This window comes from Rahnella sp. PD12R (assembly GCF_019200965.1).
Taxonomy (GTDB): domain Bacteria; phylum Pseudomonadota; class Gammaproteobacteria; order Enterobacterales; family Enterobacteriaceae; genus Rahnella; species Rahnella laticis.
This window is the reverse complement of sequence record NZ_JAHTMS010000007.1, coordinates 193,098-205,332: the sequence shown is the minus strand read 5'-3', so window position 1 is coordinate 205,332 and position 12,235 is coordinate 193,098. Positions and strand designations below refer to the sequence as shown.

At 51.3% G+C, this 12,235-nt stretch carries 15 protein-coding genes; 9 read left to right on the top strand and 6 right to left on the bottom strand.

Features of this window, described 5'->3' with window-relative positions; translation table 11 throughout:
- Positions 1 to 118: 118 nt before the first annotated feature.
- Positions 119 to 544 carry a DUF4186 domain-containing protein gene (locus KWG64_RS15585; protein WP_218522483.1) on the bottom strand — a complete coding sequence of 142 codons (426 nt, stop codon included), beginning with the start codon at positions 542 to 544 and terminating at the stop codon, positions 119 to 121.
- 140 nt (positions 545 to 684) lie between these two features.
- Here KWG64_RS15585 and KWG64_RS15580 point away from each other — a divergent pair, with 140 nt between their 5' ends.
- Together KWG64_RS15580 and KWG64_RS15575 are read left to right on the top strand one after the other, a co-directional pair.
- Positions 685 to 939 carry a hypothetical protein gene (locus tag KWG64_RS15580; protein WP_195814660.1) on the top strand — a complete coding sequence of 85 codons (255 nt, stop codon included), beginning with the start codon at positions 685 to 687 and terminating at the stop codon, positions 937 to 939.
- A 70-nt stretch (positions 940 to 1,009) separates the two neighbouring features.
- On the top strand, positions 1,010 to 1,168 hold the full coding sequence (locus KWG64_RS15575) for a YqaE/Pmp3 family membrane protein (RefSeq protein ID WP_152326983.1): 159 nt from the start codon (positions 1,010 to 1,012) through the stop codon (positions 1,166 to 1,168).
- Between the two features lie 82 nt (positions 1,169 to 1,250).
- On the opposite strand, the gene KWG64_RS15570 is transcribed toward KWG64_RS15575, so the two are convergent.
- The 5 genes from KWG64_RS15570 to fliD form a co-directional block, all read right to left on the bottom strand.
- Positions 1,251 to 1,427: a GhoT/OrtT family toxin gene (locus tag KWG64_RS15570; RefSeq protein ID WP_095922224.1), complete on the bottom strand. Its 177-nt coding sequence runs from the start codon at positions 1,425 to 1,427 to the stop codon at positions 1,251 to 1,253.
- Between the two features lie 111 nt (positions 1,428 to 1,538).
- Positions 1,539 to 2,276 (bottom strand): AraC family transcriptional regulator, encoded by a 738-nt coding sequence (locus tag KWG64_RS15565; protein WP_255562195.1) that lies wholly within the window; start codon positions 2,274 to 2,276, stop codon positions 1,539 to 1,541.
- A 328-nt stretch (positions 2,277 to 2,604) separates the two neighbouring features.
- A complete protein-coding gene (gene fliT / locus KWG64_RS15560; protein ID WP_152326985.1) occupies positions 2,605 to 2,967 on the bottom strand; it encodes a flagella biosynthesis regulatory protein FliT in 363 nt (120 codons plus the stop codon).
- Entirely contained in the window at positions 2,942 to 3,379 is a 438-nt protein-coding gene (gene fliS / locus KWG64_RS15555; RefSeq protein WP_152326986.1) for a flagellar export chaperone FliS, read from the bottom strand. Before fliS ends, fliT begins: the two co-directional genes overlap by 26 nt.
- Before the next feature lie 14 nt (positions 3,380 to 3,393).
- The gene (fliD, locus tag KWG64_RS15550; RefSeq protein WP_218522385.1) at positions 3,394 to 4,830 is read right to left on the bottom strand and encodes a flagellar filament capping protein FliD; all 1,437 of its coding nucleotides are present in this window, start codon (positions 4,828 to 4,830) and stop codon (positions 3,394 to 3,396) included.
- Positions 4,831 to 5,207: 377 nt separating this feature from the next.
- On the opposite strand from fliD, the gene KWG64_RS15545 reads away from it, so the two are divergent.
- The 7 genes from KWG64_RS15545 (at position 5,208) to tcyN (ending at position 11,701) form a co-directional block, all read left to right on the top strand.
- Positions 5,208 to 6,488, top strand: a complete 1,281-nt coding sequence (locus KWG64_RS15545; protein WP_218522384.1) for a FliC/FljB family flagellin — start codon at positions 5,208 to 5,210, stop codon at positions 6,486 to 6,488.
- Positions 6,489 to 6,794: 306 nt separating this feature from the next.
- Complete coding sequence (locus tag KWG64_RS15540; protein WP_195814664.1) at positions 6,795 to 7,517, top strand: RNA polymerase sigma factor FliA; 723 nt, start codon at positions 6,795 to 6,797, stop codon at positions 7,515 to 7,517.
- A 54-nt stretch (positions 7,518 to 7,571) separates the two neighbouring features.
- A complete protein-coding gene (fliZ, locus tag KWG64_RS15535) occupies positions 7,572 to 8,078 on the top strand; it encodes a flagella biosynthesis regulatory protein FliZ (RefSeq protein ID WP_095922218.1) in 507 nt (168 codons plus the stop codon).
- A 188-nt stretch (positions 8,079 to 8,266) separates the two neighbouring features.
- A complete protein-coding gene (locus KWG64_RS15530) occupies positions 8,267 to 9,277 on the top strand; it encodes a D-cysteine desulfhydrase (protein WP_195823115.1) in 1,011 nt (336 codons plus the stop codon).
- 134 nt (positions 9,278 to 9,411) lie between these two features.
- Positions 9,412 to 10,212 carry a cystine ABC transporter substrate-binding protein gene (gene tcyJ / locus KWG64_RS15525; protein WP_152326990.1) on the top strand — a complete coding sequence of 267 codons (801 nt, stop codon included), beginning with the start codon at positions 9,412 to 9,414 and terminating at the stop codon, positions 10,210 to 10,212.
- A 71-nt stretch (positions 10,213 to 10,283) separates the two neighbouring features.
- Positions 10,284 to 10,952 (top strand): cystine ABC transporter permease, encoded by a 669-nt coding sequence (tcyL, locus tag KWG64_RS15520; protein WP_101076710.1) that lies wholly within the window; start codon positions 10,284 to 10,286, stop codon positions 10,950 to 10,952.
- On the top strand, positions 10,949 to 11,701 hold the full coding sequence (gene tcyN, locus KWG64_RS15515) for an L-cystine ABC transporter ATP-binding protein TcyN (protein ID WP_195823117.1): 753 nt from the start codon (positions 10,949 to 10,951) through the stop codon (positions 11,699 to 11,701). The genes tcyL and tcyN overlap by 4 nt, the downstream gene beginning before the upstream one ends.
- Positions 11,702 to 12,235 lie beyond the last annotated feature (534 nt).

The following is a 12,235-nucleotide window of genomic DNA, read 5'->3' as shown; positions in this document are numbered from 1 at the left end:
CCGGCAGAAAACTGTCTTATTCCTTAAAATTATAGAGTACAGACGCAGCAAGGTACTTAAATCCTGAAAAACTGTGACTGCTGTCACTCTTTATTTTTTTACCACTGTGATGCGCTTCTTACAATAAATCCATTTGTTGTGGGTCAGATTTTTTTGGTTTTGCTTTCCGCGGTTTAGCGGCGGGCGCGGGACGCTGCATTTCCTGATGTATCCAGCGCAGGATCACGGCAACCGTATAATCCTGCTGCGTTTGTGTCATCTCTGCGTGCGCCGGAATACGATGCCATTTTTCCAGACATCCGCGACAGCAGGTGGCGGTGGCGTGCTGGGCGATAAATACCGGATGGCCGCGCATCGGCGTCTGTTTGCCGTCGGCCTGCGGTTGCGCGGGCGCGAGCCTCCGGTTAATGAAATCGGCGGCGTGCTGCGCCACGGTATCGGGCCCGTGATTCATGCAATATTCGTATTCTTTCAGGCCAAGATGAAAGCGCTGGCGAAAGGGGGAAGACGCCAGACGCTGAAAAACGTCGTCGGTTGAAAACATAGTGATGGTGTCCATGCGCAGGTTAGACGCAGAAATAGCGGGTGTTTTTGCATCAGCTGTCGGCTTTGACCGAACTGTTGCCATGCTAGTCTGGTTTTAATGACTTTCCCACCGACTTTTCACGACATCAGGAACACGCAATGGCAGAAAAACAGGTATTCGATTTGGTGATGTCGGTTAACAAACATGCTGAAGAAACTGCCATGCAACATCTGATGCTGCGCAATTTTATCATCGTGATGTGCCGCAATATGACGGACGAGCAAAAAACGCAGGTGAGATGGCAGATGCGCCAGATCCATCAGATAACCGATGCCGAGTACCGCGCAGGCGATGTCGAATTGCTGGATAAAGTGCGTCGTGACGTGGAAGTTATGCTGGATCTGATCAATTAAGGTTCATCTGATAGGCGGCTTTGTTTCCCTGAACTATCATTAACTTAATGATAACCAAAGGGAGATAAACATGGGATTCTGGAGAGTTTTGATCACCATCCTGGTACCGCCGTTGGGCGTACTGATTGGTAACGGTTTCGGCGGTGCTTTCTTGCTGAATATTATCCTGACACTGTGCGGTTATCTGCCGGGTCTGATCCACGGCTTTTGGGTGCAAACCCGTAATTAGCAGCAACGTTAACAGCAGCAAAAATAGTTTTACTGAACCCGGCCTGAAAGCCGGGTTTTTTAATGAGCGCAGTTTTACAGCGTCAGAACAGAGAGAAGAGCAGAACGACGGGAAGGCTCATCGGCCAGGTAAACCCGATAATGCCGGACGTTAACAAGCGTATTTTAATCGTGTCGCGGCTCACGAGAAGCGTCACTAATGCCGCAATACCCAATCCACCCCAATAAATCGTTTTAATCACTTCCCACCAAACGTGCACTGCCAGCCCCTGATCACCCGTAAATTAACGGCGTGTATGATATTCGGTTAACATCTGGTAATCAATTATTGTGTGATGTTACTCATGATTTAGCATTGTAGTACTTAGGAGTTAGTTGTTATAAGTCATCGTTTGTGATGAGAGGGGGCGCATATGTCCGCGGATCGCGGTCGGTGCGAAGCCAAAACGTTTCCGAAAACGTTCCGCAAAACGGGAGCCGCTTTCGTAACCGACCTGATGGGCAATATTGGAAATCGCCAGATCGGTGCATTGCAGCAACCGCAGCGCCTGTGTCATGCGGACATCAATCATCAGATTGCGCAGAACACAATCCTCGGCAGCCAGCCGGCGGCGCAGCATCACTTCATTCATCATCAGCTGTTCTGCCACTTCCGCCGCAGTAAATGATTTATGCAGATTATCTGTCAGCAATTCGCGCACACGCTGCGTCATGCTTTCGCTATGTTGCAGCGAATAACGCACACCCAGCTGCGACAACCAGAGCAATTGTTCCAGCATGCGATGGCGGGTAATGGGCGCGGGCAGGCCGTGATGCCAGAGAATGGCGCTGTGGGTATCGGTAAAACTCTGTTTAAAAGCCACCGGGATATGCGGAATAACCTGTAGCGTTTCAACGGCAAGCAGGGGGGCAGAAAAGCCCGTGGCATGAAGGCCCGCATCACTGAGCAACTGGTGATCCCAGGCCATAATGGCGCAGCTGAAAGGGCCATTGTCTGAGAGATGGTGGGTGAGGCTCAGCGTTTGTCCGCTGTTGAGCACCAGCATTTCGCCCGCCTGTAGCGAGAATTGCTGTTCCTGGTTAGTAATAGAAAGACTTCCATTCTGCACGAGGATTAATTGCGGCTTATTAATATAGACATCGTGAATAAAAAGCTCACTATGCTGAATAAGTAGCGAAATAGTGCCTATCCCTGGAGTCACTTTTATTTTACGAACCATATCGATGATGCCCGAAATGACGACCGCAACCTGTTGTTTGCTGCCTGATATAAAACTTCCCGCTTATGCCAATACAAACAGGCTGCCGGTTTAGGCGAGTGTTACGGAAGGAGACAGAGAGAATCAGCCCTGGTAGCCGTACGCTCTCTGCCCCTGAAACCTTATTTTTGCACAAGAAATATTGGAAAAAAATAAATCAAAAGAAGTACTTTAATAATTATTGGTGATCGCCAAAAGCGATCGAACGGAGATCAATTTTTCCGTACGTCGTGTTCACTTGTTGTTGTCGGGACGACTGACCAATCAGCTGGGTGAGCGTATTCATCCGAGCCTGTAATAACGTTTTAATCAAATTTTCATTGTCGAGAATGATACGTAAATAACGGCGAATATCATTCTGAACCATTATCGAGGTCTGTTCTGACATCGGTAATTTGGTGGTCGCTTCCACGGCTTTCACATAACTGACTTCGAGCTCGACCAGCTCATCCCATTTTTCATCTTGCGCCAGCCGCAACATCTGCTCGCTTAAAGACAGGATCAGTTGATATTCATTAACCAGATACTGATGTTGATCCATTATATTGGTCCTGCGACGGGTGGTGGTTTGGGCCGATTTGCCGCCAGGCATCGGCGATATTTTCAAGCAAGGCCAACACCTCGGTGATGGCCTCTTGATCGTTGTGTAAATTTGCATGTAATAAACGGCGGACCATATAGGAATAAAGCGCTTCCAGGTTATCCACTAATTCCGGATCTCCTTTGTCACGACTTAATCCGGCTTTTAATCCGCTGTCGATAATATTGATGGCCATGGACAGGGATTTGCCTTTTTCGGCAATGCTTCCCTGTTGAATAAATATGCGTGCACGGATCAGGGCGCTACGCGCCCCGTCAAATAACATCGTGACTAACTGATAAGGCGACGCACTCATGACTGCGCTTTCTACGCCAACCTGCGCGTAGGCCTGTGTTCCTTTAGCGTTATACATAATCTGTTTCCTTACTAGCTTGAACTTGATGAGGACATGGCTTCGAACTGCTGCGTCAGATACGTCGCAGTGCTGTTGAGCTTTTGAATCGAAACATCAAGTGCAGTGAATTGCGTTTTGTAACGGGCGATGGTGGTGTTGATGCTGTCATTGACCTTGTTGTACTGGGTCGTCAGGTTTTTAAGCGTGGAGTTAACCGCCGTCTGCGCGTTAGCAATGGTGCCGTTGGTGCTGTTCAGGAAACCGGTATTCAGGTTGCTGATATTGGTCATCACACCGGTGGTTTTGCCGTCACCCACCATCATGGTTTGCACCGCGTTCGGGTTGCTGGTCAGCGCCGTGTTGAGTTTGGTGCTGTCAATTTCCAGTTTGCCGGTGTCCGGATCGGTGGTGATACCAATGCTGGATAATGAAGTGATCGTGCCTGAACCGGAAACCCCTGAAATCGCAGATTTGAGACGCGTCTGGATAGTACGCAACGCGCTGTCACCCAGTAATGCGCCGTTGGTGGAGTCAGCCGTATCTGAGTTAGTTGCCGTCGCCGTAAATTTGGTCAGGCTGGCGAACGTATCCTGCAACGAGTTATACGCATCAACAAAAGTCTGGACAGCCGTGCTCGCGGTGCTGGTGTCTTTTGCCACGGTCAGCGTTGCGGCAGTAGACGTCGTGCCGGTCAGGCTTAACGTAATCCCATCCTGTGCATCGCTGATGGTGTTGCTCTGACGTTCCAGATCGATACCGTTGAAGGTCAGTTGCGCATTTGCTGCTGCGGCGTTTTGTGTCATCGCACCTGTGCCGGTGGAAGAGTTATAACCGATGATGTTATTCAGGGTGTCATCACCGGTAACCGCCACGGTCATTTCAGAATTTGTACCGGTATTGTTCGCGCTCAGCACCAGCTTGTAGCTGCTGTCGGTGACTTTAACGATACTGGCCGTGACGTTGCCGCCTGACTTATTAATTGCATCGCGGACACCGGTCAGTGACGTCTGGCTGTCAGTCAGTTTAATGCTCAGCGGCGTGCTGCCGTCGCCCTGGCTGATGGTTAACGTGCGTGTGTTGTCGGTTGTCGTTGCGCCCAACGCTGCGGTGCTGCTGGATTGTGTGCCGGAAATCAGGGATTGAGCAGACGCAAGTTGTGTCACGGAAACGGAATACTTACCCGCAGCCGCGCCGGTGCTGGTAGTTGCGCTGAAGGCTGCCGTGTTGTTTGACGTTGCCGTTGTCGCACCATAGGTATTGGTAGAAGACAACGCGGTGGCTGCATCGGCGAACGTCTGAACAGCACTTTTCAGCGTACCGTAGGCGGTCAGCTGAGCACTGTAGCTGGTCTGTGCCGTGGTGATCGGCGTTAAACGCGCTTTTTCTGCGGTTGTCAGATTATCCAGCAGGTCAGAGAGCTGTAAGCCTGAGCCTATACCTAATGAAGAGATCGTGCCTGAAGTCGCCATAATTATCCTTTACTGTTTGATTGCCTGAAGTTCATGAGTTCGCAGTTGCTGATGCTTCGTTCGTTCACCGTGTTCCCTGAATCTCGTCAGTTCACCCGGGCCACTCACTCGCCGCTTTGCTGCCACTCCGGTTACCTTCGGTATAAAAGAGTCTTTAAGCCCTATCGGCACGACGGAGGAAAAGTTTAATAGATCGCAACAAAAAGTAATGGCGTGAATAGCGCGTATAAGGAAGGGTAATTCTCAAAGTAAGAAATCGGGATTTTTTGAGAAATAATTCTAAAGGTTGCCGGTGTAGCGCCGATACAAGTTTGGACGGTGATGAACGCCGTGGGCAATAAGCCCGAACCCTTAACCAGATTTGAAGGAATACACTCATGGCTCAAGTTATCAATACCAACACGCTGTCTCTGATGACTCAGAACAACCTGAACAAATCCCAGTCCGCACTGAGCACCGCTATCGAGCGTCTGTCCTCCGGTCTGCGTATCAACAGCGCAAAAGATGACGCTGCTGGTCAGGCGATTGCTAACCGCTTCACTTCAAACATCAATGGTCTGACTCAGGCTTCACGTAACGCCAACGACGGTATCTCCGTTGCGCAGACCACTGAAGGTTCACTGAGCGAAATCAACAACAACTTACAACGTATCCGTGAGCTGTCCGTTCAGGCTGCTAACGGCACCAACTCCTCTTCTGACCTGACCTCAATCCAGGACGAAATCACATCCCGTCTGTCTGAAATCGACCGTGTATCTGGTCAGACTCAGTTCAACGGCGTGAACGTACTGGCTTCTAACCAGACTATGAAAATTCAGGTTGGCGCAAACGACGGCCAGACTATCGATATCGACCTGCAGAAAATTGACTCAACTACTCTGGGTCTGAACGGTTTCTCTGTATCAAGCAACGCACTGAAAACCAGCGATGCTATCACTCAGGTTGGCGCAAGCGGCTCCCTGAAAAACGTTGACCTGTCTGCTGCTGCAACTTCTCTGGGCCTGGACGCAAGCAAACTGTCTCTGAAAAACGTTCAGACAGCAGCTGGTGCAGCAACTGCAACTTACGTTGTTTCTGATGGTACCAGCAACTACGCTGCATCCGTTGATGACACTACCGGTAAAGTGACTCTGAATACCACCGACGTTTCTTACACCGACACTGATAACGGCGTAACTGCAGGTACTCAGACTGGCAAACTGGTTAAAGTTGGCGCAGATGCTACTGGTGCAGCAGTTGGTTACGTTACCGTTCAGGGTAAAGACTACAAAACTGCTGCAGCTGCAATCGTTGACGGCGGCGCTGGCGGTACTGCAGGTGTTGCAAGCACCATCGGCGACATCGCTGACACTGCGAACGCCAACGCTTACACCGGTGTTGCAACTTCTGACCCACTGAAAGCAATCGACGCTGCAATCGCTAAAGTTGACACCTTCCGTTCTTCACTGGGTGCGGTTCAGAACCGTTTCGATTCTGCAATCACCAACCTGGACAACACCACGACTAACCTGTCTTCTGCACAGAGCCGTATTCAGGATGCTGACTACGCAACTGAAGTTTCTGCAATGTCTAAAGCGCAGATCCTGCAGCAGGCTGGTACTTCAGTATTGTCTAAAGCTAACCAGGTTCCTCAGTCTGTACTGTCCCTGCTGCAATAATTGTCGCTGGCGACAATATAAGCAGTCCGGTTACAAACAGAACAAACCCCGCTTCGGCGGGGTTTTTTTTAACCAAAATTTACCTTTTTCCACGATTAATGAAACGCATTCGCTGGTATAATTTAGGATAATCTTTATGTTGTGATTGTTTTTTAAGCGATTGCGAACCCGGTAATCCTGCGGGGCTGAAACAGAAAGTGCGAGACATAATCAAAATAACCGCGCTTTTCAGTCCTTATTCAGGCGATTGAATGGGGATTACCACTGGCACAATGATACTGACCCTCAATTTGCCAGGTTACGACAGTGAGCGATCTGTATACCGCCGACGGCGTGATAGACAAAAATTCTTTATGGCAGCGCTATGTTCCGCTCGTGCGCCATGAAGCCCTGCGTTTGCAGGTGCGGCTTCCCGCCAGCGTAGAGCTTGATGATCTACTGCAAGCGGGAGGGATCGGCCTGTTAAATGCGGTTGAGCGTTTTGATGCGATGCAGGGAACGGCGTTTACAACTTACGCCGTTCAGCGTATACGTGGCGCGATGCTCGATGAGCTTCGCAGCCGCGACTGGGTACCGCGCAGCGTCAGACGTAATGCGCGTGAAGTGTCTCAGGCGATGCATCACGCAGAACAAAAATTAGGGCGACCACCGAGTGAAGGAGAGGTGGCGCAGGCACTGGATATTCCCATCGAGGAATACCGGCAGATATTAATGGATACGAACAGTAGCCAGTTGTTTTCTTATGACGAATGGCGCGAAGAGCACGGCGATACTGCCGAGGCATTGATGGAAGGGCACGAAGAGGCCAACCCGTTACATCATCTGTTGGAGGGCAATTTACGCCACCGGGTGATGGAAGCTATCGATGCGTTACCAGAACGGGAAAAGATGGTACTTACGCTTTACTACCAGGAAGAGTTGAATTTAAAAGAGATCGGGGCGGTGCTGGATGTCGGGGAATCCCGCGTAAGCCAGCTCCACAGTCAGGCGATTAAGCGTTTACGCAGCCGCCTGGCCAACGACCACTGATCCGCTTTTTCCTGGCCGGTTATACATTTTATATCCCTTATCAGGAATAAATTTATGCCAGCGGGAATCAAAACAAGGCCTTTAAGCCGTTATCTTAAAGATTTTAAACACAGTCAGACTCATTGCTCACAGTGTGCAAAAGAACTCGACAGGATGGCACTGGTGTTTCGCGGGCAAATCATCAATAAAGAGGCCATCGCCAAGATGGATCAGCCTATAGATGATGACGTGTGGCACAACCTGTCGCAGGAACTGACCGCTCTGTGTCGTTTTTGCAGTGAGATAAGCTGTAACAGCCATTCGTCATATTTTGACATCATGGCGTTTAAGCAATATCTGTTCGAGCAGACAGAGATGAACCATAGCACGGTGCGCGAGTATGTTGTCCGCCTCCGCCGTCTGGACGAAATCTTGTCAGCAAACAACTATCCTCTCGATAAGCTTTCAGGGGACAGCATCCACCAGCGGATCATCAGTGATTTGCCGGTGGCGGGCCACGATAACTACCGTATTGCTTTGCGCAAATACGACCAGTATCTGGCCTGGCAAAAATCCGCGTAAGCGGCGCTCTTACAGACTGACACACAAAACGCAAACAGGCGCCTTCGGGGGCCTGTTTTTTTGTCTTGAATCTGTCCGCATAAAGTATTAATTCTTTATATACTTATTTCATAACCATTCTGCGCAAATACATCTGCTTCGACTATCACGACTTCGCCGGCCTTGCGGCTGTGCGTCAGGGGAACACTGTGCCTGCTAAAATTGCTTTGCTTAAAACCCGGCTGGAAGCCTTTGATCGTATTGATTTACTGGGCAACTGCACGCCATTAGAAAAACTCCACCGTCTTTCTGAGTTCACGGGCCGTGACATCTATATTAAACGCGACGACATTACGCCGCTGGCGATGGGCGGTAACAAGCTCAGAAAACTGGAATATCTGGCCGCCGCTGCGCTGGCAGAAGGTGCGGATACGCTGGTGACGGCAGGCGCAATTCAGTCCAACCACGTTCGCCAGACGGCCGCAGTTGCCGCGAAACTGGGCCTGAAATGCGTTGCGTTGCTGGAAAACCCGATTGGCACTACCGAAGCCAACTATCTGACTAACGGCAACCGCCTGTTGCTGGATTTATTCAATGCCGAAGTGGTGATGTGCGATGAACTGCACGACCCGACGGCGCAGCTGGCAGAATTAGCTGAGCGTCTGGAAGGGCAAGGTTTTCGTCCGTACGTTGTGCCGGTCGGCGGCTCAAACGCGCTGGGTGCGCTGGGTTATGTCCAGTGCGCGCTGGAAATCGCTGAGCAGTCTTCCGCGAGTTTCGTCGATTTCAGCGCAATCGTGGTGGCTTCCGGCAGTGCGGGGACACACGCCGGGCTGGCGGTCGCATTGCAGCATTTAATGCCGGATACGCAACTGATCGGCGTGACGGTGTCACGTAAAGCCGACGCGCAGCGTCCGAAGGTGGAAACGATTGCCCGTGACGTCGCTGCCAGTTTGCAGTTTGATGAAAAAATACCGCAGATCGTTTTGTGGGATGACTATTTTGCACCGCGCTACGGCGAGCCGAATGAAGCGGGAATGGCGGCGGTGAAACTGCTGGCGGAGCAGGAAGCGATGCTGCTGGATCCGGTGTATACCGGCAAGGCGATGGCCGGTTTGCTCGACGGCATCGAACGCGGATTATTCCCGGACGAAGGCCCGATCCTGTTCATTCATACCGGCGGTGCGCCGGCACTGTTTGCGTATCATCCGCAAGTGTGATGCCATACAGTACGCTTATGCAATTTTGCGCTAAGATTATGAAATTATATTCCTGATAACTCTCGCGCCGGGTGCTACTGTGCGCAAATCGTCAGATATATAACTTTCTAACATCGATAATAACTGAGGTGTATATGGTTTTTTCCACATTGCGTCGTCGTTTACTTCTGGGTGCCGTGGCCGTCAGCCTGACAGCCGGTATGGTCACCAACAGCTTTGCTGATGAAGGTTTACTGAAAAAAGTGAAAGACCGCGGCACGCTGATCGTCGGTCTGGAAGGGACTTACCCTCCGTTCAGTTTCCAGGGTGAAGACGGCAAACTGACCGGTTTTGAAGTGGAATTCGCCGATGCGCTGGCACAGCACATGGGCGTGAAAGCGAAGCTGCAACCGACCAAATGGGACGGCATGCTGGCTTCACTGGAATCCAAACGTATTGACGTTGTCATCAACCAGGTGACCATTTCCCCTGAGCGTGAGAAGAAATATGACTTCTCCACGCCGTACACCGTTTCTGGTATTCAGGCGCTGACCAAAAAAGGTAACGAAGGCTCAATCACCAAGCCGGAAGACCTCAAAGGTAAGAAAGTGGGCGTGGGTCTGGGCAGCAACTACGAGCAGTGGTTACGCGCCAATGTTCAGGGCGTAGACGTTCGTACCTATGATGATGACCCGACGAAATATCAGGATCTGCGCGTAGGCCGTACCGATGCGATTCTGGTTGACCGCCTGGCCGCGCTGGATCTGGTGAAGAAAACCAACAACACATTAGCCGTTGCCGGTGCGCCGTTCTCCCGTCTGGAATCCGGTGTTGCGATCCGTAAAGACAACCCTGAATTGCTGGCCGCCATCAACAAAGCGATTGCAGAAATGCAAAAAGATGGTTCTTTAGCCAAAATTTCCGAAAAATGGTTCGGGGCTGACGTCACCAAATAATTATCCGTTAAACCCGGAGCAGATCTTGCTCCGGGTTGTTTGAGGATACACATCCAAAAGGTCTTTATCGGATGCAAGAAAGTATTCAACTGGTGCTGGATTCAGCACCATTTTTATTGAAAGGAACCCTGTTTACCCTCCAGCTGAGTCTGGGCGGTATGGTCTTCGGGTTAATTTTAGGCTTTATGCTGGCGCTGATGCGCCTTTCGCATTTCTGGCCGCTGTCGTGGCTGTCACGTTTTTACGTCTCCGTATTTCGCGGTACGCCACTGATTGCGCAGCTGTTTATGATTTACTACGGTTTGCCACAGTTTGGTATCGAGCTGGATCCTATTCCGGCGGCTATGATTGGCCTCTCACTCAACACCGCGGCTTATACTTCTGAAACCCTGCGAGCGGCGATTTCTTCAATCGAAAAAGGGCAGTGGGAAGCGGCGGCAAGTATCGGCATGAACCCCTGGCAGACGATGCGCCGCGTGATTTTACCGCAGGCGGCACGTACTGCGTTGCCACCGCTGGGCAACAGCTTTATCGGATTAGTGAAAGACACCTCGCTGGCGGCGACCATTCAGGTGCCGGAACTGTTCCGTCAGGCGCAGCTGGTCACCTCCCGCACGCTGGAAGTCTTCACCATGTATCTGGCCGCATCCATTATTTACTGGGTGCTGGCGACCGTTTTATCCTTCCTGCAAAACCGTCTGGAAGACCGTGTTAACCGCCAGGATCAGGAGCCTTCATGAGTACCATTGACGTTAAGCAACTGACGAAGAAATTCCACGGCCAGACGGTTTTGCACGGTATCGATTTACAGGTCAATGCCGGTGAAGTCGTTGCGATTATCGGGCCGAGCGGTTCGGGAAAAACGACGCTTCTGCGCAGCATTAACCTGCTGGAAGAGCCGGACGGCGGCACGATCAAAGTCGGCAATATCGAAATTGACGGCAACAAGCCGATCAGCAAACAAAAAAACAAAGTCCGCGAACTGCGTCAGCAGGTTGGCTTTGTGTTCCAGAACTTCAACCTGTTCCCGCACCGTTCTGTGCTCGAAAACATTATCGAAGGCCCGGTGATTGTGAAGGGCGAACCGAAGGCGAAAGCCATCGCCACGGCGCGTCAGCTGCTGGAGAAAGTCGGATTAAGCGGCAAGGAAAACGCTTACCCGCGTCGTCTTTCCGGCGGTCAGCAACAACGTGTAGCTATTGCCCGCGCGCTGGCGATGAGCCCGGAAGTGATCCTGTTCGATGAACCGACCTCCGCCCTCGACCCGGAACTGGTAGGCGAAGTGCTCAACACCATCCGCGCGCTGGCGCTCGAGCACCGCACTATGGTCATCGTGACCCACGAGATGAGCTTTGCGCGCGATGTCGCGGACAGAGCGATCTTTATGGATCAGGGGAAGATCGTAGAGCAGGGGCCTGCGAAGGAGCTATTCTCGAACCCGCAGCATGCGAGGACGAAACAGTTCCTTGAGAAGTTTCTGGCGCATTAAGCGCATGGTGGTGGGCGCCAGCCCACTGCGGTTATCTGTTTATACGAGTTCAAGTCGATTTCGGTTTTTCACTTGCAGTGAGGGCTGACAATTGACCGAGAAGATTTCGGTTTCTCACTTGCAGTGAGGGCTGGCAGCTGACCGAGTAAATTTCGGTTTCTCAATAACTGTGTTCACTTAACACGCTGCGCCGAAACCGACAAAGAGGGAGGAAAGCGCCTCCCTCTTTGATCTCCCACGCTTTTTCTCAACACGCGCTACCGCTCGCTGGCCATGTTTCAGGTGCCACAGCTATTGCCGCAAAATCCCGCCGCTGCGCGGTTCCCTCCACTCGGGTTACAAACCGCGCGAAAAGATACGCGGTTTTCCACCTCTCGCTTTGGCGTGATTTTTGAAAGCGGCTGGAGGCTTACCTAAATTCAAATGCTGTCTGGTTTTGTCTTTTAAATAAGTGGGATGGCGCGCTCAGAAATTTTGCTGACTGAGGGTTCGAGACCGCAAGGCTCGAAGCCCGTAGGGAAGGCACCGCGCAGC

Excerpts from the sequence above, each read along its gene's own strand:
- tcyJ (WP_152326990.1), top strand. The coding sequence starts at position 9,412 with ATGGTTTTTTCCACATTGCGTCGTCGTTTACTTCTGGGTGCCGTGGCC.
- fliS (WP_152326986.1), bottom strand. The coding sequence starts at position 3,379 with ATGTATAACGCTAAAGGAACACAGGCCTACGCGCAGGTTGGCGTAGAA.
- tcyN (WP_195823117.1), top strand. The coding sequence starts at position 10,949 with ATGAGTACCATTGACGTTAAGCAACTGACGAAGAAATTCCACGGCCAG.
- KWG64_RS15575 (WP_152326983.1), top strand. The coding sequence starts at position 1,010 with ATGGGATTCTGGAGAGTTTTGATCACCATCCTGGTACCGCCGTTGGGC.
- KWG64_RS15545 (WP_218522384.1), top strand. The coding sequence starts at position 5,208 with ATGGCTCAAGTTATCAATACCAACACGCTGTCTCTGATGACTCAGAAC.
- fliT (WP_152326985.1), bottom strand. The coding sequence starts at position 2,967 with ATGGATCAACATCAGTATCTGGTTAATGAATATCAACTGATCCTGTCT.
- fliD (WP_218522385.1), bottom strand. The coding sequence starts at position 4,830 with ATGGCGACTTCAGGCACGATCTCTTCATTAGGTATAGGCTCAGGCTTA.
- fliZ (WP_095922218.1), top strand. The coding sequence starts at position 7,572 with ATGCCAGCGGGAATCAAAACAAGGCCTTTAAGCCGTTATCTTAAAGAT.
- KWG64_RS15585 (WP_218522483.1), bottom strand. The coding sequence starts at position 544 with ATGTTTTCAACCGACGACGTTTTTCAGCGTCTGGCGTCTTCCCCCTTT.
- tcyL (WP_101076710.1), top strand. The coding sequence starts at position 10,284 with ATGCAAGAAAGTATTCAACTGGTGCTGGATTCAGCACCATTTTTATTG.
- KWG64_RS15580 (WP_195814660.1), top strand. The coding sequence starts at position 685 with ATGGCAGAAAAACAGGTATTCGATTTGGTGATGTCGGTTAACAAACAT.